Origin of the sequence: Cohnella sp. GbtcB17, from assembly GCF_019091135.1 — a bacterium.
Lineage (GTDB): Bacteria > Bacillota > Bacilli > Paenibacillales > Paenibacillaceae > Cohnella.
Map to the genome: position 1 here is coordinate 93289 of NZ_JAGXJW010000021.1, position 22709 is coordinate 115997.

18 protein-coding genes are annotated in these 22709 nt (G+C 60.2%); all 18 read left to right on the plus strand.

The window, feature by feature from the left end; genetic code table 11:
* Nucleotides 1-383 precede the first annotated feature (383 nt).
* Nucleotides 384-1709, plus strand: a complete 1326-nt coding sequence (locus KVT38_RS13755) for a right-handed parallel beta-helix repeat-containing protein (RefSeq protein ID WP_217594301.1) — start codon at nucleotides 384-386, stop codon at nucleotides 1707-1709.
* Entirely contained in the window at nucleotides 1706-2248 is a 543-nt protein-coding gene (locus KVT38_RS13760; protein WP_217594302.1) for a nitrous oxide reductase accessory protein NosL, read from the plus strand. Before KVT38_RS13755 ends, KVT38_RS13760 begins: the two co-directional genes overlap by 4 nt.
* Before the next feature lie 13 nt (nucleotides 2249-2261).
* Nucleotides 2262-3095, plus strand: coding sequence for an ABC transporter permease (locus tag KVT38_RS13765; RefSeq protein ID WP_254639210.1), 834 nt, complete (start codon nucleotides 2262-2264; stop codon nucleotides 3093-3095).
* On the plus strand, nucleotides 3076-3822 hold the full coding sequence (locus KVT38_RS13770; protein WP_217594304.1) for an ABC transporter ATP-binding protein: 747 nt from the start codon (nucleotides 3076-3078) through the stop codon (nucleotides 3820-3822). Before KVT38_RS13765 ends, KVT38_RS13770 begins: the two co-directional genes overlap by 20 nt.
* 2 nt (nucleotides 3823-3824) lie before the next feature.
* Nucleotides 3825-4226: an Ig-like domain-containing protein gene (locus tag KVT38_RS13775; RefSeq protein WP_217594305.1), complete on the plus strand. Its 402-nt coding sequence runs from the start codon at nucleotides 3825-3827 to the stop codon at nucleotides 4224-4226.
* 33 nt (nucleotides 4227-4259) lie between these two features.
* Nucleotides 4260-4937, plus strand: coding sequence for a response regulator (locus KVT38_RS13780; protein ID WP_217594306.1), 678 nt, complete (start codon nucleotides 4260-4262; stop codon nucleotides 4935-4937).
* Nucleotides 4938-5057: 120 nt separating this feature from the next.
* A complete protein-coding gene (locus KVT38_RS13785) occupies nucleotides 5058-7502 on the plus strand; it encodes a glycoside hydrolase family 38 N-terminal domain-containing protein (protein ID WP_217594307.1) in 2445 nt (814 codons plus the stop codon).
* An 80-nt stretch (nucleotides 7503-7582) separates the two neighbouring features.
* Nucleotides 7583-9133 (plus strand): response regulator transcription factor, encoded by a 1551-nt coding sequence (locus tag KVT38_RS13790; protein WP_217594308.1) that lies wholly within the window; start codon nucleotides 7583-7585, stop codon nucleotides 9131-9133.
* Nucleotides 9134-9230: 97 nt separating this feature from the next.
* A complete protein-coding gene (locus KVT38_RS13795) occupies nucleotides 9231-10937 on the plus strand; it encodes an extracellular solute-binding protein (protein WP_217594309.1) in 1707 nt (568 codons plus the stop codon).
* Between the two features lie 90 nt (nucleotides 10938-11027).
* On the plus strand, nucleotides 11028-11918 hold the full coding sequence (locus KVT38_RS13800) for an ABC transporter permease (protein WP_217594310.1): 891 nt from the start codon (nucleotides 11028-11030) through the stop codon (nucleotides 11916-11918).
* Between the two features lie 15 nt (nucleotides 11919-11933).
* Nucleotides 11934-12815, plus strand: a complete 882-nt coding sequence (locus KVT38_RS13805; RefSeq protein ID WP_217594311.1) for a carbohydrate ABC transporter permease — start codon at nucleotides 11934-11936, stop codon at nucleotides 12813-12815.
* 40 nt (nucleotides 12816-12855) lie between these two features.
* Nucleotides 12856-14556: a sensor histidine kinase gene (locus tag KVT38_RS13810; protein ID WP_217594312.1), complete on the plus strand. Its 1701-nt coding sequence runs from the start codon at nucleotides 12856-12858 to the stop codon at nucleotides 14554-14556.
* A 202-nt stretch (nucleotides 14557-14758) separates the two neighbouring features.
* Nucleotides 14759-15541: a DeoR/GlpR family DNA-binding transcription regulator gene (locus tag KVT38_RS13815; protein ID WP_217594313.1), complete on the plus strand. Its 783-nt coding sequence runs from the start codon at nucleotides 14759-14761 to the stop codon at nucleotides 15539-15541.
* A gap of 112 nt (nucleotides 15542-15653) precedes the next feature.
* Nucleotides 15654-17405, plus strand: coding sequence for a class I mannose-6-phosphate isomerase (locus KVT38_RS13820; RefSeq protein ID WP_217594314.1), 1752 nt, complete (start codon nucleotides 15654-15656; stop codon nucleotides 17403-17405).
* 12 nt (nucleotides 17406-17417) lie between these two features.
* On the plus strand, nucleotides 17418-18371 hold the full coding sequence (locus KVT38_RS13825) for an ROK family protein (RefSeq protein ID WP_217594315.1): 954 nt from the start codon (nucleotides 17418-17420) through the stop codon (nucleotides 18369-18371).
* The gene (locus tag KVT38_RS13830; RefSeq protein ID WP_217594316.1) at nucleotides 18371-20815 is read left to right on the plus strand and encodes a glycoside hydrolase family 38 N-terminal domain-containing protein; all 2445 of its coding nucleotides are present in this window, start codon (nucleotides 18371-18373) and stop codon (nucleotides 20813-20815) included. Before KVT38_RS13825 ends, KVT38_RS13830 begins: the two co-directional genes overlap by 1 nt.
* A 793-nt stretch (nucleotides 20816-21608) precedes the next feature.
* Entirely contained in the window at nucleotides 21609-22289 is a 681-nt protein-coding gene (locus KVT38_RS13835; protein ID WP_217594317.1) for a Crp/Fnr family transcriptional regulator, read from the plus strand.
* A 31-nt stretch (nucleotides 22290-22320) separates the two neighbouring features.
* The coding region (locus KVT38_RS13840) for an ABC transporter ATP-binding protein (RefSeq protein WP_217594318.1) at nucleotides 22321-22709 on the plus strand (389 nt) is incomplete at its 3' end.

Here is a 22709-nt window from a genome sequence, read left to right on the forward strand (position 1 = left end):
AACAAAAATAAGGGCTTCCCAGTCCGTACGCTGCACGCCATTGCGCAAACAAAGGTCATAGGCGGCGTCATACGCGGCTTTCTAACACGCATGTATATGCCTTCGGGGATCGTCCCTATGTCCGCGAAGCGCTTGCCCCGTCCGCCTGCTGCCAAACCGGGCGCAAGTTCGGAATTTGATCATATTTGCAGGCCGATTTGGCCTGTCCGATAGCCCGATCGGGGCATACGCCCGCACCGCAACGTTCGGTACAATGAAGCGGTCCGGAGAGCGGGCTGTCCCGAATGCAGGGACTGCCGCCGCTCCGGCGAGCACTCCGGCTTCGGGAGTTGGTGAACATCAAAATTCGTGCAACACCGCATCGGCCTTTCAAGAGAGCGATTATGGCCGGAACGCTGGCACTGCTGTGCTGTGCCGGCATGGTCGCGCCGGGACCGCACGCCGCGCGGGCGGCGCCGGACGCCATACCGCTGCAGCCGCTTATCGATGCCGCGTCCCCGGGACAGACGCTGGTCCTGTCCGGCGATCGCGTGTATGCGGGACCGGCCGTCGTCTCCGAGCCGATCACGATCTCCTCGGACGGGGAGGCAGTCGTGACGAACGGCAGCGATCGCCCGGCGCTCACGCTGGCGGCGGACGGCATCGTCATTCGGGGCATCGCCGTGCAGGACGGCCAGAAGGACCCCAAGAAGCCTGCGATCCTGGTGCAGTCCGACGGCAACCGGCTGGAGCGGCTGCGGATCAAGTCGCAGGGCGGCGGCATTTTTCTCCGGCAAGCGAACGACAATCTCATCCTGGACAGCCGCATCGAAGGCGCGCACCCCGAGAACCCGGACGAGCCGTATTCCCGGCGCGGCAACGGCATCGACCTGCTCGCTTCGGCGCGCAACGTCATCGAAGGCAACACGATCGTACACGTGCACGACGGCGTCTATGCGGAGAGCAGCAACGAGACCCGCGTGCGCGGCAACGTGGCGACCGACTCGCGGTACGGGTACCACTTTATGTTCTCGGCCGGGTCCGAGCTCACGGACAACGTCGGCGAAGGGAATGTCACCGGGGGAATGGTGATGGCCGTGGAGGGGGCGGTCGTCAAAGGCAATCGCTTCGAGAAACAGACGGAAAACGTCAACTCGCAGGGCATTCTGCTGTTCGACGTCCATCGCTCCGACATCAGCGGCAATCGCGTCGTCGGCAATCGCGTCGGCCTTTACGTCGAGCGGTCGACGGACAATAAGCTGGCCGGCAACGAGATCGTTCGGAATTTTATCGGCATGCAAATGATCCAGTCCGACGGCAATCGGCTGCAGGGCAGCCTGTTCGCCGCCAACGTCAATCAGGCGCAGTCTACGGACAGCAAGGACAATGTGCTTGAGGGGAATTATTGGGACGACTTCGAGGCGCTCGACGCGGACGGAGACGGACGCAGCGATCTGAGCTACGAGATCGATCCTTTTTTCCTCCGGCTGACCGAGGATATCGAAGCCTTTCAGGTTTTTTTCCAGTCGCCGGGGCTGCCGTTTCTCGCGCAGATGTTCCGCGCCGATACGGCCAATTGGTTGCGGGATTCAAGCCCGCTGCTCGAGCCTCCGCTCGAATCGCCGGAGACGGGAGACGCGGCGAGCGGCCGTCGGACATGGCTTCCCGGCGTTCTGCTGCTGCTGGCCGCGCTCACAATCCTATATCGATGGGGGTACAAAAAATCATGAAAAAAAGGTTCGCTTTGACGCTGGCGCTTCTGCTGGCCGTCGCGATGCTTGCCGCCTGCGGCAAAACGACGTACAAGCCGGTCGCGATCGACGAGACGGTCGACAAATGTCCGGTGTGCAACATGGCGGTCGCCGACGACCAGTTCGCCGTCGAGATCATCCTCAAGAACAAGAAGGCGCTCAAATTCGACGATCTCGGCGATCTGTTCGTCTGGCGCGCGGAGAACGGAACGAAGGACATCGGCGAGCAGTTCGTGCGCGACTACAATACGAAGGAATGGGTCAGGCTGGCCGACGCCACCTACGTTTACGACAAATCGATTCAGACGCCGATGGCCTTTAACGTCATCTCCTTCAAAGAAAAGAAGGATGCCGAGGCGTTCGTCGCCAAGGAAGGCAAGGGCCGGATCATGACCGCGCAAGAGCTCGACAGTCATGAGTGGGCGTCCAACGAAGACATGATGAAGGCGATGATGGCGGAGCATGCCGATCAAATGAAAGACATGGAGAGCGACGGCATGGACGCCGAATCGAAATAAGGGGTTGAAGGCTTTGCTTCACCTGAAGACAATCGCTTCGCGGGAGATCAAGCTGGGCTTTCGCAATCCCTGGGCTTATTCGTTCATGGCGCTGTTCGCCCTGTTCAGCCTGGCGCTGCTGCTGATCCAGTCGCAGGCCGGCCTGACCGGGTATACGAGCACGACCGGGACGATGATCAACCTGATCCTGTACCTGCTCCCCCTGATGACGCTGCTGCTCGGATCGTTTTCTTTGACTTCGGAGAAGGAGGAGGGCGGCTGGCGACTGCTGTCTTCCTTCTCGCTTCGCACCCGCGCTTACATTTGGGGGAAATACGCAGGGCTCGCCGTCGTGCTGACCGTTATCGTCGCCTTCGGCTTCGGACTGTCCGGCATTGCCGGCGCGGCGTTCGGACGCGGCTTTTCGCTGCAGGCGTTCGGCCTGTTCCTACTCTTTTCCGTATTGATCATTTTGCAGTTCCTCGGCTTGTCAGCGCTGCTCGGCGCGCTTTGCCGCAATCGCTGGCAGGCCCTTACATACGGCGTCGGCATCTGGTTCTTTCTGATCCTGGGCTGGCCGACGATCCTCATCGCCGTCCTCGGATTCCTGCCGTATCTGTGGATCAAGCCGGCGCTGGTCGCGCTCATCTTCATGAATCCCGCCGAGCTGAACCGCCTGTTCCTCATCGTCAAGATGGGCGGCGGCTCCATCCTTGGCCCCGAATATTATCAATGGGTCAAATGGATCCAGCAGCCGCTGGGCAGCCTGATTTTCGCCGGCGTCCTCGTGCTGTGGATCGTCATCTACGTCGAAGCGGCGTCGGGCTTGTGGGAAAGGGGGCGCAGACGTGGGCAAGAAGCTGCTTGAGATCGCGGAGGTGTCCAAGTCAATCGGCAGATCGACGCTGCTCCATCCGTGCTCGCTCTCGGTTCGCGAAGGGGAGATCGTCGCGCTGTGCGGCGGCAACGGCGCAGGCAAGAGCACGCTGATCAACCTGATCGCCGGCATCGCGCGACCGACTTCGGGCACCGTCCTGCTGGACGGGCTTGCCTGGACGGACGACCGCATCGCCTACGCCGACCGGATCGGCTACATGCCCGACGAGTTCCAGTTCGGCTCGGCCCTGACGGCGTTCGAGACGCTGAGCTTCTACGCGGCGCTGCGCCGCGTCACGCGCGCAAGGGTGTTCGAGCTGCTGGACACGGTCGGCCTGCTCGACGTGCGGGACCGCAAAATATCCACGTTCTCGAAAGGGATGCGCCAGCGGCTGCTGTTCGCCCAGGCGATGCTGGCGAAGCCTGCCTTGCTGCTGCTGGACGAGCCGACGAACGGGCTGGATCCCTACTGGATGGAGGCCTTCGGGCAACTGATCCGGAGGGCCGCAGGAGACGGTCAAGCGGTCGTATTTTCGACGCATCAGCTCAATATTGCCGAATCCTACGCCGACACCGCCTTATTCATGGTTTCGGGACATGTGCGATATGCGGGGGACGTCGAGATGCTCAAAGAGACGTATCGCGACGCGGGCGGACTGTACGGCGCATTCGACAGACTCGTCGCGAGCGGCTCGCAGGCGATACAGGAAGGAGAATAGAGATGCACATCCATCGGTTCAAGCGACCGGCGCGCTTGCTTGGCGTCATGTTCGTTCTCGCCGCACTGCTGCTCCTGACGGCGGCTTGCGGCGCATCGGCAAGACAGGGGACGTTGAAGTTCTCCGAAGTCTCGCTGACGAGCGAGCCTGCGCAGCCTGCGGCCGGGCAGGAGGCCAAGCTGATCGCGACCGTCGACAACGAGAAGTATGCCGCTCTGGAAGCCGAAGTGCAGTTCCAGATCAACGCAAAAAGCGAGCTGCCGAGTCTGATCGACGCCGTCAGAGAGGGCGATGCTTACGTTTCGCCGTATACGTTTCCTTCGGCGGGGGCGTATACGATTACGATCCATATGAATTACGAGGACGAGCACTTCTCGTTTACGAGGCAGCTGGAGGTTCAATAAAGAGGGAAACTGGCGGAAGGAGGTGTTGAAGCGGTGAGCCGAAGAAACGGCGTATTGCTTGCGGACCGGTCGCAAGCGTCCAGGGACCGAATCAAATACCTGCTGGAGCTGGATCCGCTCTTCGAGGTCGCGGCCGAGACCGATAGCGGCGGGGAAGCGGTATCGCTCGCCGGAACGATCAAGCCCGCGCTGGCGCTGGTCGCGATGGAGCTGCAGGATATGAAGGGATCGCTGGCGGTCCGGGAGATCAAAAAAACAAATCCCGACATCCTTGTCGTGATGCTGGCGGGAGCTGCCGATGTCGAAACCTATTTTGAAGCGCTGAAAAGCGGAGCGCAAGGCTGCGTGCTCAAAACGCTGCACCCCGCCTCCTTCCATGAATACTTAAGATCGCTTCTCATTGAGGACGCGCCCTTGCCGAGAGAGCTCGGCTGTCAGATTTTGAAGCCGTTCGTCCTCGAGAGCGTTCCTCGCCCCGTACAACCCTCGCTTAGCGCCATGGAGACTGCCGTACTGCGATATTTGTGCAGAGGCTTCAAAAACGATGAGATCGCCCACCGCATGGCCGTTCCGGAAAATACGATAAAGCTGGTTCTCAAGGATATCTTTTTTAAGCTAAGGTTAAAAAATCGCGTACAGCTCGTCCGATATGCACTCGAAAATGGAATTTTTACGCCCAAGCCGGTTGCAAGGAAGGTCAAGCAGCGATGAAGCGCCGCCGGACCGCAGATCCCGAAAAAATATGATATGAATCGCAAAAATGTGAACTTTCCCACCCGTTCCTCCCGAGGCTATACTGGTCGCAAGACAGGATACGTTGGGGGAGAACGCATGCAAAGCGTGACGAGAAAGTGGAAAATATACGTCATTCACCATTCGCATACCGACATCGGCTATACGGAAAGACAGGAAAAAATCGAGCAGTATCACGTGGACTTTATCCGGCAGGCGCTCGCGATCAGCGAAGCTTCCCATACGGCCGAGCATCCCGAGTGGAAGGGCTTCAAATGGACGTGCGAGACGTTCTGGGCCGTCGAGAAATTCCTCGAAGAGGCGACGGACGAAGAAAAGGACCGCTTCGCGAATGCCCTGCGCAGGGGCGATATCGAACTGTCCGGCACGTACCTGAACATGACGGAGCTGATCGGCTACGAACTCCTCTCGGATATGGTCGCGAGGGCCGGCAAGTTCGCCGAGCCGCTCGGCCTGCGCGTCCGGTCGGCGATGACGGCGGACATCAACGGCTATAGCTGGGGCTATTCGCAAGCGATGGCGGACGCGGGCATCGAGCATCTGCTGAGCTGCATCCATACGCATCACGGCATGTTCGCAATCGGGCGCAAGCAGTTCCCGTTCTACTGGGAGACGCCCAAGGGCGACCGCTTGCTCGTATGGAGCGGCGAGCACTATATGATGGGCAACGACTTGGGGATCAATCCCGACGGGACGCTCTCCTATTCCGTTCGGGACGAGACGCCGATCTGGGGAATCGCCGAGGACCACTGGAAGATCGCGGAGACGAGAATCGCCAGGTATCTGGCCCAGCTGGAGAAGGAGGACTACCCGTACGACTTCGCCCTGGTCAACGTCATGGGCCTGCTGCGCGACAACGCCGCGCCTAACGGCCGTATCATGAGCTTCATTCAAGAGTGGAACGCGAGGCACGGCGACCGGATCGAGATCGAGATGACTACGCTGAACCGCTACTTCGACCTGGTGAAGCAGCAGGATACGCCGATCCCGGTCTACCGGGGGGATTGGCCGGACTGGTGGTCGGACGGCGTCGCCTCCACGGCGATGCATACGCAGATTTTCCGCAGCGCCCAGCGCGCGTTGTCCGTCGTCAAGCAGCTTGACCCGGAGAGCCGGAGCGTCAAGCCAGAAGAGATCGAGGAAGCGCAGCGGCAATTAATCATGTACGCCGAGCATACGTGGGGCTATCACTCCTCGATCTCCGAGCCTTGGCACCCGATGGTGCAGGAGCTGGGCGTCCGCAAAGAGGCGTACGCGGCCAATGCGAGCCGCTTGGTCCAACGTTCGCTCGACCGCGTGCTGCGGGCTCGCGGGGACGTGCTGCTGCGGGCGGGCCGCGCGTTCACCTATCAAGTCGTCAACCCGTTCGACGAGCCGATCGAGGATTTGGCATTCTTCTACCTGGAAGAGCAGTGGGAAGCCGACTATTATAGAAACGGTCTGGAAGTGGTGGAAGAACAAACGGGAGAGCTCGTGCCGCATCAGCAGGAGAAGGTGAGCAGAGGCTATCAGATCGCGATCATGGCCGAGCACGGCGCGCGGGAAGAGAAGCGCTACGTCATTCGCGAGGCTTCGGCGAAGCCCCAAGGACGCACGACGAGCAGCACGCGCCTTATCGGTGCGGCCCGCATCCACGATATCCGGGACCTGGTGCCGCTGGCCGGCGCCGCCGATCAAGCAGCCGTGACCGAGAACGGCATCGAGACGCCTCATATGCGGATCTCGTGGCGGAGCGGCGCCGGGATCTTCTCCTGGGTCGACAAGGGAACGGGCAAGGAGCTTATCGATCCGAACCAGGCGCACGCAGCTTTTACGCCCGTATATGAAGTGACGGAGGGCGAGCACGGCGACCAGATGACGGTTCGCCGGATCATGGGCCGCAATCGCAAGGGCATGAACGTGAAGCGCTCCGCGGGTGCGCTGACCGGCGTCAGATCGATAACGGACGGCCCGCTGTACGCGGTCGTGGAGCTGCTCTACGAGGTCGAGGGGATGAGCCATTACTCGCTATTCCTGAAGGTGTACAAGGACCAGGCGCGTGCCGACGTCTCCGTGCGCATGCACAAGACGAGCGTGTGGGAACCGGAGAACGTCTACGTGTCCCTGCCGTTCCTGCGGGCGGACGGCGGCGAGCTGTGGTTCGACAAGGCGGGGGCGGCCGTCCGGCCGGGCGTCGATCAGATTCCGGGCACGCTGACCGACTTCTACTGCATCCAGGACGGTCTGGCGCTCGTGTCGCCGTCCGGGGGACTTGCAATCGCGACGCCGGATACGCCGCTCATGCAGACCGGGCCGCTCGCGTTCGGCGAACGCAAGGTGCAGGGCCAGGCGCGGGACGAGGCGCCTACCTTGTACGCGTGGGTGCTGACGAATTACTGGGAGACGAACTTCAAGGCGACGCTGGGCGGATTTTACGAATTCCGCTACACGCTGCAGTGGGGCGGGGCGCTGAATTCGGCGGAGCAAGCCTTGCGCGTCAACCGCAGCGTAAATGCGGGTACCGTGGCATTTAGAAGCGTATAATTTTGATATCATGACAAGGGCGGCCTCTCTGCGGAGAGAAGCCCTTTTTGTGCTTATGCCGCCGGGAAGGAGCGAATCGCATGCGACGCCTGTTAATCGTGGATGATGAACGGATCGAGAGAGAGGGCTTGCGGAACCTGATTCGCAGCTGCAAGCTGGAGCTCGAGACGGTGACGGCGGAGAACGGGGAGAAGGCTCTCGAGATCGTTCGGAGCGAGCCTGTCGATATCGTGCTCACGGATATTAAGATGCCGTTCATGGACGGCCTGGAGCTGTCCGAGAAAATCAGGGAAGAAAAGCCGGACATCGAAATCATTATTTACAGCGCTTTCAACGAGTTCGAATATGCCAGGCGGGCGCTTCGCACGAACGTAGCGAACTATCTGCTCAAGCCGATTCAGGTGCCGGAGTTCCTGTCCGCAATGCGCGAGGCGATCGCCGCCTGCGAGGAAAAAGAGGCTGGGCGCATGCGCGAGCTGCAGCTGCTGGAGGGCTACGAACGCGGAATCGCCTACGAGCGGGAGAAGATGCTGCTGGACGCGATCAACGCGCCGCGAGGCGGCAGACTTCCGGCGCACCCGCCTTCGCCGGGCGCTCACGGGACGCTGGAAGCGATTCATCTGCTGCTCGTGGAATGCCCCAACATGTTCTTCGACATGCATAACGACGCGTTCGTCGCGATGCTTCAGGTGTGCGTGACTTATACGTTCGATTACCTGAACATCAACGAAAGTCAGAGCATCGTATTCGTCCGCCACCCGGTCCCGCTGTCCATAGGGGCGCTCCGGTCGCTGGCCGAGACGATCGCCTCCGGTGCCACCGAGCGCTTCGGCCAGAAGGTGAGCATCGTCGTCGGTGCGGCCGCCGACGGCTGGGAGCATGTGCACGAAGCCTACGGCAGTATCGAGCGGTTGCTGGAATACCGCTTTTTTATGGACGACCGGCCGATCCTGTTTTCCGAAGCGCAATTCACCGAAGCCCCCTTTAACGAGACCGAATTGAACGCGATGGTGGACAAGCTCTACCAGTGCCTGGCGTACCAGGACGTGCAAGGGGCCAAGTACGGGATCGAGCTGCTGTTTGCCTATCTGAAGACGAAAGGGCATTTCTCGTCGCTCTATACCAAGTTCCTCTGTTCGGAGATTTTGTCCAAGGCGTTGGCGAAGGAGCACAAGAGCCGCCTGCCCGTCATGAATGAGTACCTGGACAAAATATCCCGCTGCGCGTCTCTTCACGACCTGAAGCAGGTCATGTTCGCCATCTTCGATCTGGTGGAAGCGAGCCCCGGGTCGGCATCCAAAGCCGAGTCCACGAACAAGATCATCGAGCAGATCAAGCAGCTCGTCGGGGAAAATTACGACCAGGATCTCTCCCTGGAAGGCTTGGCGAACCAGGTGTACTTGACGCCCAGCTACTTGAGCTATCTGTTCAAGAAGGAGACCGGGCAAAGCCTGATTCGATACATTACGCAGGTGCGGATGGAGAAGGCGGCCGAGCTGCTGCGGGATACGAACATCAAGATCGTGGATATTTGCAGTATGCTGGGGTACCGAAGCTCCAACTATTTCATCCAGTCTTTCCGGCAATATTACGGCGTCACCCCGGCCAAGTACAGGGAAGCAACTCCGTAAAAAACCTGTTCAAATCATAAATTTGTGAGATGGAAGGCGTTTTCATGCTGCTGCTATGATGAATAGGCAAACAAGTTCATTCGATGGAGGTTGGGGCATGACTACAAAAAAATGGACCCTCTTGCTCTGTTCGACGCTGCTTCTGGGCGCGACGGCTTGCAGCAACGGCGGCGGCAACAATGGCGGCGACGGCGGCAATAGCGCGGCAAGCGATACGCCGAACGCTTCGCCAAGCGCTTCGCAGCAGGGTGCCGAATCGAGCGCGGCCGCATCCGGAGAAGATCCGTTCGGCAAGTACGCCGAGACGGTCACGGTGTCGCTGGGCAGACAAGGCGTATCCGGCAACAACCTGCCTTCCGGCGATACGCTGGAGAGCAACCAATATTTGAAGTATGTCGAGGATCGTCTCAACGTGAAGATCAAATACGATTTTTCGGTCGAGGATCTGGACGCCTACAATCAAAAGGTAACGCTGGCCATCGCGAGCAACAACATCCCGGACATCATGGTCGTCGACGAGCAGCAGTTCCAACGGATGGCCAAGGCGGGCATGCTGGCGGATCTGACCGACGTCTACGATAAATACGCATCGCCGCTGATCAAAGAGTACTACGACTCTTATACCGGCGACCGCGTACTGAACACCGGGCGGATCGGCGGCAAGCTCTACGCGCTGCCCAACACGAATATCGACGGCAACTTCCAGCTGCTCTGGATGCGCAAGGACTGGCTCGAGCATCTGAACCTGGAGCTGCCGAAGACCGTGGACGATGTCAAGGCCATCATCCAGGCGTTCGTCCAGAAGGATCCGGACGGCAACGGTCAGGCGGATACGATCGGTCTGCTCGGCGACACGTCGATCGCGACCGACGGCGGCTTCTTCACCTTCGATCCGATCTTCAACGCCTACCATAGCTATCCGAAGAGCTGGTTCCAGGATGCCGACGGCAATGTCGTGTACGGCTCCACGACGCCGGAGACGAAGCAGGCGCTCGGCGTGCTGCGGGAGATGTACGCGCAAGGCCTGATCGACAAGGAGTTCCTGACGCGGAAATGGGAGGACAACGCCGGTCTCGTATCCAGCGGCCGCGCGGGCATCCTGTTCGCGCCATGGTTCGCCGGCTGGGCGATGTCCGACGCAGTCAAGGCGAATCCGAAGGCGGACTGGGTGCCGCTCGCGGTGCCGCTCGACGACGCCGGCAAGCGCAATATCGTCCCTTCGGTCCCTTCGGGCTCCTTCCTGGTCGTCAAGAAGCAGGCCAAAAATCCGGAAGCTGCCATCAAAATCTTGAACGTAGAGTACGAAGGCATCCGCCTGATCGACCCTGCCTCGCAGGAGCTTTATAAAGGCCTCGGCGTAGGCTGGCTGAACTATCCGCTGAACCTGCAGCTGGACTTCCAGGATTCGCTGGCACGGGACGTGCCGATCTATGACAAGGTCGTCAAAGACAAGGACAAGACCGGCCTGCCGGCACGCATCCTTCCCCGCGTCGAGTCGGTGCTGAAGAACCAGGAGAATCCGAAGCAGGACATGGCGGCTTACGCCGATTCGCTGGCCTTCTATACGGCGGCGGCGGTCACCGGCGCCAAGGAGCTGAACAAGGTGGAGCCCGCGTACTATGGCAAGACCGAGACGATGCTCAAGCGCGGCGCCAACCTGGATAAGCTGGAGAACGAGACGTTCCTGAAGATCATTACCGGCACGTCGCCGCTGGACGAATTCGACAGCTTCGTCTCCACGTGGAAGTCCATCGGCGGCAACCAAGTCGCCAAGGAGATCAAGGAGGCGCTTCAGGCAAAATAATCGCGCTCGCTAAACGTGATCAGGGGCTGCCCGGCAAGTCAGGTCAGCCCCTTCTTAATGAACCGAATCTAGCGCATAGGTGGAGATGCAATGAATAACCGATCGTTTATCCGTCACTACCATTTCATGCTGCTGCCCGGCATCGCTTTATTGCTCGTGTTCAGCGTCATTCCCATGATTGGCATCGTCATCGCCTTCCAGGATTTCCAGCCGACGCTCGGCATCTTTCGCTCGGATTGGGTAGGTTGGGAAAATTTCCAGTACATGTTCGACTTGCCGGACAGCCGTACGATCTTCGTCAACACGCTGTCCATCGCATCCTTAAAGATTGTAGCCGGCATGGCGGTTCCGTTCGTATTCGCGTTGATGCTGCACGAAGTCATGAACATGAAGTTCAAGCGCATCGTTCAGACGATCGTTTATTTGCCTCACTTTATGTCCTGGGTCATTCTATCCGGCATTTTGGTTAATCTGCTGAGCCTGGAAGGCATCGTGAATCAGATCGTCCAGTGGTTCGGCGGCCAAGAGATCATGTTCCTGCAGAGCAATTCCTGGTTTCGGGTCATTCTGGTGGCGAGCGACGTCTGGAAGGAATTCGGCTTCAACACCATTATTTATATTGCCGCGTTGACCTCGATCAACGCGAGCCTGTACGAGGCTGCCGCGATCGACGGCGCCAACCGCTTTCAGCGGCTTCTTCACATCACCATACCCGGCTTGCTTCCCACAATCATCCTGCTGGCGACGCTCAGCCTGGGCAACGTGCTGAACGCCGGCTTCGAGCAAATTCTGAACCTGTACAATCCCGTCGTCTACCAGTCCGGGGACATCATCGACACCTACGTCTATCGCGCGGGCTTGCTGGAGATTCAATACGGCCTCGCTACCGCCGTCGGCTTGCTGAAGTCGGTTGTCAGCTTCCTCCTGATCGCCGTTTCTTACTTGCTTGCCGCCCGTTTTGCCAACTACCGCATCTTCTGACAGGAGTGACGATTCATGATACGCGGAAGCAGCCGTGCCGTCGACTGGACGATCTATCTGATCTTAAGCCTGATCGCCTTTTTTTCCATCGCGCCGATTCTCAATACGCTGGCCATCTCGTTCAGCGGCAAAATTCCGGCGATGGCCGGCCAGGTTTTTTTCTGGCCGGTCGACTTTAATCTGAGCGCTTACGAATCCATCATGCGGGACCGCAATTTTTTCATTTCCTTCGGCGTGTCGATCGAGCGGGTGCTGCTGGGGGGCGCGATCAACTTCGTGATCACGGTGCTGATGGCCTATCCGCTGTCCAGATCAGCCAAGCTGTTTCCCGGCCGTAACGTCTACATGTGGTTCGTCATCTTCTGCATGCTCTTCAACGGCGGCTTGATCCCTTGGTACATGACGATCTACTCGCTCGGCTTGCTGGACTCCATCTGGGCGCTCGTGCTGCCCACGGCAGTGCCCGTGTTCAACGTCATCCTGCTGATGAACTTCTTCAAGGGCATTCCGAAGGAGCTCGAAGAGGCGGCCAACATGGACGGCGCGGGTCCCTGGAAAACGCTATCCGTCATTTTTGTCCCGATCTCGCTGCCGGCATTGGCAACTGTCACCCTGTTCTCGATCGTCGGCCACTGGAACGCCTTCTTCGACGGCATGATCCTGATGCAGCACAAGGAGCATTGGCCGCTGCAAACCTACATCCAGCAGCTGATCATTAGCGTGAACTCGATCATGAATACGACCGATCCGGAAGAGATCAAGCGGCTGACCAATATGTCGAGCCAATTGCTGAACTCGGCGAAGGTTATGGTATCCATGGTTCCGATCCTGTTGATCTATCCGTTCCTCCAGAAATATTTCGTGAGCGGCATCGTGCTCGGCGCGGTAAAGGAGTAAGATGGAGAGACCATAAGGCGCAGGAAGGGCGGATCGACCGTTGCTAGCGAAGTGGGGAAAATCGATCAAACTCAGACATAAGCTGTTCATCTCCTATCTCGCCGTCACTTTGATCCCGCTCTCGATTCTTGGCGTTTACTCGTACCAGCAGTCCAAGGAAGTGCAATTGAAGCAGGCAAACGTCGTGCTGCAGGACAATCTGGGCAAGATCGACGACAGCCTGAGCTACAAGCTGCAGCGCTTCGACGCCGCGATCGAGCTTATCAGCTACAATCCGAACTTCTCCCACATCTTCAACGAAGAATACAAGAGCTACTATACGATGTACCTCGATCTGAAGGAGATCGTAGATCCGCTTATCAATACGACGACCTCGCTCAACAGCGACATTCAGCGGATCGTCATTTACACCGAGAACAACGTGACCGAACGCTTCAATTCGATCATGCCGATCTCTGCCGTTGAGCATGCCTACTGGTACAAGGAAGCGATGGAGACGATCGACACGCGCTGGTACATCGAAGACGGAAAGGTGTTCGGCGTCCGGCGCATCTTCGGCGACATCAACTACGACAAGAAAAACCTCGTTTACGTAGAGCTTGTCCCGGAGTTTTTGCGCGACTCGCTAAATCTGCCCGATCTGCCGGAAGCCGCGTCAGTCATCGCCGACAGTCACGGCAAGGTCGTATACGCGAGCGAGCCGGCCTCGGGGCGGATGGGGGACGCCGCGGCTCTTGTCGAGCGGCGGCTGCAGGGCGCGGCCGACGACCATCCGGAATATCTCTGGCTGCATCGCGAACTGAGAGCGTCCAACTGGTCGCTGTCCCTGATGGTGCCCGACGACGCGCTCACGATCAGCCCCTGGAAGATTCTCCGGGCGACGCTTATCATCGAAGGCCTCTGCATCGTGGTCCTGCTGCTCGTCGGCTGGATTTTCTCCCGCGTGTTCGTTCGCCGCATCCAGCGCCTGAACCACAAGATGAAGCTGGTCGAGGAAGGGACGCTGACGATCAGTCTCAAGGTCCACGGAGGCGACGAGATCGGAGAGCTCGAATCGCGGTTCGGCAAGATGCTGGCCAGCATCAACCAGTTGATCGAAGAGAGCTACAAGAGCAAGATCGTTCAGCGGGAGGCGGAGCTCAAGGCGCTTCAGGCGCAGATCAATCCGCATTTTCTGTACAATTCGCTGTCGGTTATCAACTGGAAGGCCATCGACGCGGGCGCCGAGGAGATCAGCCGGGTCGCCGGCATCCTCTCGACGTTCTACCGGACGACGCTGAATCAGGGCAACGACCTGATCCTGATCAAGGACGAGCTGCTGAATACGAAGTCTTACCTAGAGATGCAGCTCATCATGCACGACTACAACTTCGACGTCGAATACGAGGTGGACGACGCCCTGCTGGAGCAGCGGATGATCAAGCTCGTCCTTCAGCCGATCGTGGAGAACGCCATCGAGCACGGCATCGACCAGAAGCGCGAGGGCAGAGGCATGCTGCGTATCCGCGGATGCACCGGGGAGAACGGCGAGACGCTCGTATTTACGGTCGAGGACAACGGGCCGGGTATGCCCGCCGGCGTCGCGGAGGACGTCCTCGTCAAGCAGTCCCGCGGCTACGGGCTTCGCAACGTTCACCAGCGAATCCAGGTGCAGTACGGGAGCCAATACGGGGTCGATGTCGCGAGCGAGCCTGGCCGGTGGACGCGGGTCAGCGTGACGATCCCGGTTCCCGAGGCGTAGGAGCAGTGCGCTCCTACAAACATGTAACCTATATTAGACAGCATTTGGGGCGCCTTTTCCGGGGGAGTGCCCTATATTTTTTGCCCTTATGACCTTTAAGCAGAATCCTGCCGCATATGAAGGCGTACCAACCTGTTTTTCGTGAAGGCTGCGATTACGATGTTCGTTTATGATAGAATGAGAAAAAATGACGAGGTGCGCGATGCTACCATTGCAGAGGAAGCAATTGTTGATCGATTATTTGGCCGACAAAGGCGTGGCCACCATGCGGGAGCTGAGCGATCGCTTCGGCGTGTCCGAGATGACCATCCGCCGGGATCTGAACGCGCTGGAGCAGGAGAACGTGATCCGCCGCTCCCACGGCGGCGCCGTCTACCTGGGGGCGAGAGCGGAGCCGGGACAGGACGAGCCCGAGCTCACGGACAAGCAGGCCCACAATCGGGACGTCAAGGAGCGGCTGGCGGCTTATGCCGCGCAACGGTTCGTGGGCGAAGGCGACATCGTGGCGATGGAAAACGGCACGACGGTGTCCTATATGGTCGATCGCCTCGGAGGGATGAATGAGCTGACGCTGCTCACCAACGGCCTGGATACGCTGAACCGGTTCCGGCCTTACGCCGGCGAGCGGCGGAGCGCCATCGTGTGCGGCGGCATTCTCCGAGAAAAGTCGGGCACGTTCGTCGGCCCTTTGGCGGAAGAATTTTTCTCGCGTTATCAAGCCGATACGCTGTTCCTGTCCGCGCTCGGCTATACGCCGGAGATCGGCTTCACCGATCCGAACCTGATGGACACGCAGGTCAAGATCGCGATGATCCGCGCAGCGCGGCGCGTGGTCATGCTGCTCGATTCCTCCAAGATCGGCAAGCGTTTTTTCGCGCCGGTCGCCGTCCTGAAGGATATCGACGTCTTCGTCACCGACGCGGGCATTTCCCGTGAAGACCGCGAACTCATCGAGAGCAGCGGTGTGGAGCTTCATATCGTATAGCGTGTTATAGCGGGGTTCTAACAAAATCGAACAAAATGTCGCACTTTTATAATGTTCATTTGTGGTTGAATCTGATAATATATGATCAGATCACGCAAAGGAGCTGTGCAATATGCCATCACGCTACGACAAGGAGCCCTTCATCGCGATCAAGGGACGGGAAGACGAAGTATGGGCGGGCTACGAAGCGATCGGAGCCGAGCTCGGCTCCGCCATCGGCCGCCTGGGCCGGCGTCGAGCCGTCGTCGTCCTGGAGTGCTATCCCGGCGTCCGGCAGGAGGAGATCGTCGCGGGCGTTGAGCAGGCGCTCGGTGCCTTGACGGTCATCCGCGCCGAAGAAGCGGCGCTGCCTCCCGCCGAAGTCGACCGCATCGTCGCGCGCTATATGACGGATGATCGCGTGTTCGGCTACATGGCGCCTTTTCAAGTGGAAGAGTTCTACGATCGGGCGCGGATCGACGCGCTGCGCGAGCGGATCGAGGCGGTTCGGGAGGGCGTCGTCCTGATCGTCGGCTTCGGCGCATCGCTGATCGCGAACGGAGATCTGCTTATCTATGCCGACCTGGCGCGTTGGGAGATCCAGCAGCGGTACCGTTCCGGAGAGCTGGGCAGCTGGCGTTCGGCAAGCCGCGAGCGCGACATCCTGCGCCTGTACAAGCGGGGCTTTTTCTTCGAATGGCGCATGGCCGACCGGCTGAAGAAGCGGCTGCTCGGCGCGGCCGACTATTACCTGGATACGAACGTCAAGGCGTCGCCCGTCATGACGACCCGCGAAGCGTTGTTCGACGGATTGGCCCAAGCGGCGAAGCGGCCGTTTCGCCTGGTGCCGTACTTCGATCCCGGCGTATGGGGGGGCGAGTGGCTGGAGGCGCATATCGACCTGCCCAAGCGGGAGCATCCGTATGCCTGGGGCTTCGACGGCGTGCCGGAGGAGAACAGCCTTTATTTGCGCTACGGCCCGCATCGGCTCGAGACGCCGGCGATCAACCTGGTGTTTTTCCGCGCGATCGAGCTGCTTGGCGAGAAGGTGTACGCAAGGTTCGGCGCCGAGTTCCCCATTCGCTTCGACTTCCTGGATACGATCGGCGGCCAAAACTTAAGCCTGCAGGTGCACCCGACCGTGGAGTATATCCGCGAGCAGTTCGGCATGGCTTATACGCAGGACGAGAGCTATTACATTCTGGATGCCGCGCCTGGTGCCGAAGTGTATCTGGGACTGCGCGACGGCGTCAAGCCGGACGAGATGATGTCCGAGCTGCGCCGGGCGCAGGAGGGCGGCTATTCGTTCCCTGCGGAGAAGTATACGAATACGTTCCCGGCGAAAAAGCACGATCACTTTCTCATCCCGGCAGGGACCGTGCATTGCTCGGCCGCGGGCTGCATGGTGCTGGAGATCAGCGCGACGCCGTACATCTTCACGTTTAAGCTGTGGGACTGGGACCGGCTGGGACTGGACGGCAAGCCGCGTCCGGTGCATATCGATCATGGCGAGCGGGTCATTCGCTGGGACCGGACGACGAAGTGGACGGAGGCGCAGTGCGTCAACGTCGTCGAGCCGCTCGCGGAGGGGACCGGCTGGCGCGAGGAGCGCACGGGGCTGCATGAGCTCGAGTTCATCGAGACGCGGCGACACTGGTTCTCCGAACCGGTTCTGCACGAGAGCAACGGCAGCGTGCATATGCTCAACCTGATCGAAGGGGAGGAAGCGACCGTCGAGAGCCCGGACGGTGATTTCGAACCGTTCGTCGTTCGCTACGCCGAGACGTTTATCGTTCCGGCATCGATTCACGCTTATACCATTCGGCCGAGCGGAGCCAGCGAAGGCAAGACGGTGGGCACGATCAAGGCTTATGTCCGGGCGTAGGGGGAGTCGGTCATGACATCTTCCGTGGTGATCGCGCTGGATGTCGGCGGCACGCAAATTAAAGCGGGTGCCGTCGTGGACGGGAAAGTCGTCGCAGCGAGCGTCGGACATTATGAATCCGGGGCCCGGCTGGCGGCGAAGGAGACGATCGGGCATTTTGCGGCAGTCGTCGCGGACGTCTTGCGCAAGTCGGGGACGGATGCCTGCGTGGACGGGCTGGGTCTCGCTTTTCCCGGACCGTTCGATTACGAAGCGGGCGTCAGCCGCATTCGGGGGCTAGGCAAGTTCGACGCGCTGTACGGCCTCCCCGTGGGGAGCCTGCTCGACGAGGCGTTGCGGGCGGACGAGCGGACGGGCAGCCGGCTGGCGCCGCATTTTCGCCTCGCGTTCGAGAACGATGCCGCACTCTTCGGTCTTGGCGAGACGGGACCGGGCGGGGCCGCGGAAGGGGCGGGGCGCGTCGTCTGCCTGACGATCGGCACGGGGCTCGGCTCGTGCTTCCTGGATTCGGGACGTCTCGTGAAGACGCGCGCCGACGTGCCGAGCGACGGCTGGCTGTACGCCACGCCTTACAAGAACAGGATGGCCGACGACTATATCTCGCGGAGAGGCGTGCTGCAGCTCTCCGCGCGGTTCGGCCTCGCGGATGCCGGCCTGGACGTTAAGGATCTGGCGCTGCTGGCGGACGGCGGCGACGCCGCGGCGCAACGTCTCTTCTGCCGCTTCGGCGAGCGGATGGCAGAGATTCTGGCACCGCCGCTCCTCCGGTTCGGGCCGGAATCGATCGTGCTCGGCGGACAGATCTCCAGGAGCGCGCATCTGTTCCTGCCGGCCTTCCGCCAGGCGCTCGCCGGGTCCGGCATGCATGCCGAGGTCCGAGTCGGCCGCGATACGCTGACAAGCACGCTGCTTGGCATATACAGGTTTATGACGGAAACGACTTTCTTGACGGGGGGAGAACGTTGATGCCAAGCTTGACGAAAAAATGGAAGCTATTCGTCATCCACCATTCGCACACGGACATCGGCTACACGGAAAGACAGGAAAAAATCGAGCAGTACCAGGTCGACTTCATCCGGCAGGCGCTCGAGATCATCGAAGCCTCCTATACGGCCGAGCGCCCCGAGTGGAAGGGCTTCAAGTGGACCTGCGAGGCGTTCTGGGCCGTCGAGCGGTTCCTCGAAGAAGCGACCGACGCGGAAAAGGACCGCTTCGTAGAGGCGCTCCGCAGGGGCGATATCGAGCTGTCCGGCACGTACCTGAACATGACGGAGCTGGCTGGCTACGAGCTCGTCGCCGACATGGCCGGCCGGGCCGGCAAGTTCGCGGCTGCGCATGGCCTGCGCGTCCGTTCGGCAATGACGGCGGACATCAACGGCTACAGCTGGGGCTACTCGCAGGCGATGGCGGACGCGGGCATCGAGCATCTGCTGAGCTGCATCCATACGCATCACGGCATGTTCGCAATCGGGCGCAAGCAGTTCCCGTTCTACTGGGAGACGCCCAAGGGCGACCGCCTGCTCGTGTGGAACGGCGAGCACTACATGATCGGCAACGATCTCGGCCTCAACCCGGACGGCACGTTCTCCTACTCCATCCAGGACGAGACGCCGATCCGGGGGATCGCCGAGGACCACTGGCAGATCGCGGAGACGAGGATCGGCCGATATCTGGCCCAGTTGGAGAAGGAGGACTATCCGTACGACTTCACGGTCGTGAACGTCTCGGGCCTGCTGCGCGACAACGCCGCTCCGAACGGCCGCATCATGAGCTTTATCCAAGAATGGAACGCGAAGCACGGCGACCGGATCGAGATCGAGATGACGACGCCGGACCGCTATTTCGACCTGGTGAAAAAGCAGAACGTGCCGATCCCTGTCTACAGAGGCGATTGGCCGGATTGGTGGTCCGACGGCGTCGCCTCCACCGCCATGCATACCCAGATCTTCAGAGGCGCCCAGCGTGCGCTGTCCGTCGTCGAGCGGCTCGATCCGGAGGGCCGCAGCGTCAAGCCGGCGGATATCGAGGAAGCGAAGCTGCAATTGACGATGTATGCCGAGCATACGTGGGGCTACCACTCCTCGATCTCCGAGCCGTGGCACCCGATGGTGCAGGAGCTGGGCGTTCGCAAAGAGGCGTACGCGGCCCATGCGAGCCGCCTCGTCCAGCGTTCGCTCGACCGCGTGCTGCGCGCTCGCGGAGACGTGCTGCTGCGGGCGAGCCGCGCGTTCACGTTTACGGTCGTCAATTCGTTCGATGATCCGGTTACGGACGCAGCGTACTTCTATCTGGAGGAAAACTGGGAAGCCGACTACTTCAGGCAGGGCCTTGAGGTCGTGGACGAGCAAACGGGCGAGGTCGTGCCGCATCAGCAGGAGACGGTAAGCCGGGGCTATCAAATCGCGATCATGGCCAAGCTCGGCGCGCGGGAAGAGAAGCGCTACGTCATTCGCGAGGCTTCGGCGAAGCCCCAAGGACGCACGACGAGCAGCACGCGCCTTATCGGTGCGGACCGCATCCACGATATCCGGGACCTGGTGCCGCTGGCGGGCGCCGCCGAACAAGCAGCCGTGACCGAGAACGGCATCGAGACGCCTCATATGCGGATCTCGTGGCGGAGCGGCATCGGGATCGTCTCCTGGGTCGACAAGGGAACGGGCAAGGAGCTTATCGATCCGAACCAGACGCACGCAGCTTTTACGCCCGTGTACGAAGTGACGGAAGGCGAACACGGCGACCAGATGACGGTCCGCCGGATCATGGGCCGCAACCGCAAGGGCATGAACGTGAAGCGCTTTGCGGGTATGCTGACCGGTGTCAGATCGATAACGGACGGCCCGCTGTACGCGGTCGTGGAGCTGCTCTACGAGGTCGAAGGGATGAGCCACTACTCGCTGTTCCTGAAGGTGTACAAGGATCAGGCGCGAGCGGACGTCTCCGTGCGCATGCACAAGACGAGCGTGTGGGAGCCGGAGAACGTCTACGTGTCCCTACCCTTCCTGCGGGCGGACGGCGGCGAGCTGTGGTTCGACAAGGCGGGGGCGGCCGTCCGGCCGGGCGTCGATCAGATTCCGGGCACGCTGACCGACTTCTACTGCATCCAGGACGGTCTGGCGCTCGTGTCGCCGTCCGGGGGACTGGCAATCGCGACGCCGGATACGCCGCTGATGCAGACCGGACCGCTCGCGTTCGGCGAGCGCAAGGTGCAGGGACAAGCGCGGGACGAGGCGCCTACCTTGTACGCGTGGGTGCTGACCAACTATTGGGAGACGAACTTCAAAGCGACGCTGGGCGGATTTTACGAATTCCGCTATACGCTGCAGTGGGGCGGGGCGCTAAATTCGGCGGAGCAAGCCCTGCGCGTCAACCGCAGCGTAAATGCGGGTACGGTGGCATTTAGAAGCGTATAAAGGGATGGTTCTGTTCCCTCCAAAAGGTTGTCTTCGCGGCCCCTCCGGCCTTGGGGACGGCCTTTTGCGCGTCTCGTTTCCATTTCATATCAAGTCCGTTTTCGATTTGGTCCCGCACTCAATAATGCGTCCGCTTCATCGCTTCCGGGCCGAGCTCAGGGAATACCGGTCGAACGGTTCAAACATGGAATAGAAATGACGACCGGATTCGACCCTATCCGAATGGAGAACCGGTATGGACGCCGAGGAAAAGAGGCCGTTCCGAAAGCCAAGCGCTTTCGGGGCGGCCTCTTTTCGCCTCTTTAAACCGGGGCCGACAGTTGGAGACGAATAACTGTTAAAGAGCAGTTAATCGTAGCGCAGATTCGGGGGACGGAAGAAATAAGTGTTCAACAGCAATTATTTAGTTAAAAACCGGGTCAAAACGTTCGAACGTGCAAGATTAACTGCGCTTCAACACTTATATTGCGGGGGGACGTCGCGTTAAGGGGAATTGACTGCGTTTCAACAATGAATGGTTCCTCTGACAGGATGCTTAATGTGAAATAGACTTCCCGCCGGAACTACCACCCGCGCCGTATCTGCCGCCCCGCCCGCCGCCGTCCTCCGCCCCCCTCGGCAGAGATTGGGCGCATGGCGGCGACCGCATCGCAGCTTCGCTTACATTTTATCGCAGATGCTTTATATTTTGTCGGGTAGCCGACTGTTTTCCCTTCGAACGATCCTCTATAATCATAAATACCGATCAGCAAACTGAGAATTGATCTAGCGAAGCGAAAGGGGCAAGGCGCGCATGCATCAAGAGAGGATATCGCCCTATTCGGAAGGGGCCCTGCCGGATAACGGCGAAGCCGAGCAGCTCGCGCTGGCCAGGCTCTTCGAGACATTCGGCGCTTCCCGGGACGTGAAGAAGAACGCCTTTATTTTCAGGAGCGAAGAGGAGAGCCAGGAGATCTACTTCGTCCGGGAAGGTCTGGTGAAAATCTCTCAGTTCGCGCAAGAGGGTCAAAGCATCACCTTGTTCCTGCGGCACAAGGGCGAGGTGTTCGGCGCGGCCGAGGTGCTGACGGGGGAGAAGCGGCAGCGTTATGCGCGATGCATCACGGACAGCCGCATTCTCTCGATTCCCGCCTCTTCCTTTATCGGATTGCTCAAGCAGCACCCGGACGCCCTGTATGCGCTGACGGTGGCCAACGCCCGCCGGCTGCTGCAAACGCAGCGCTACGTGGAGACGCTCGTCTCCCGACCGGTGGCCTGGCGGCTGGCGCAGCTGCTGCTGCAGCTTGGCGTGCGTTCGGGGAAGGAGACAGTCGTCACGCTTCCGCTGAGCCATGAGGAGATCTCTTACGTCATCGGATGCAGCAGGCAGACGGTGACCGAGACACTAGGCCGGTGGCGGGACGAAGGCATCGTTCGCTATGAGAAGAAGCAGGTCGTCATTTTCGATACGGATGCGTTTCAAGAACATTTATAACGATACGAAAAAAAGTCCTGGGGGTGGCCGCATGATCCGGTTGGAAGGAGTGGGCAAGACGTTCGCGCAGCGGGGCGGCGTCGGCTACACGGCATTGGACGACATTGCCTTCGAGATTGGGAAAGGAGAGTTCGTCTCCATCCTCGGTCCATCGGGCTGCGGCAAGCCCACGCTGCTGAATCTGGTGGCGGGGCTGGAGCGGGCGGATCGCGGCCGCGTCGAAGCGAACGGCATGGCCGTCACGGCACCCGGGCCCGACCGGATCGTCGTGTTTCAGGACCATGCGCTGTATCCCTGGCTCACTGTGCTGGAGAATGTCGCGTTCGGGCTCAAGCAGAAGGGGATCGGAAAAAAGGAGCGCCGCGAGCGGGCGATGGAGCAGATCCGCGCCGTCCATCTGGGCAAGTTCGCGGACCGCTA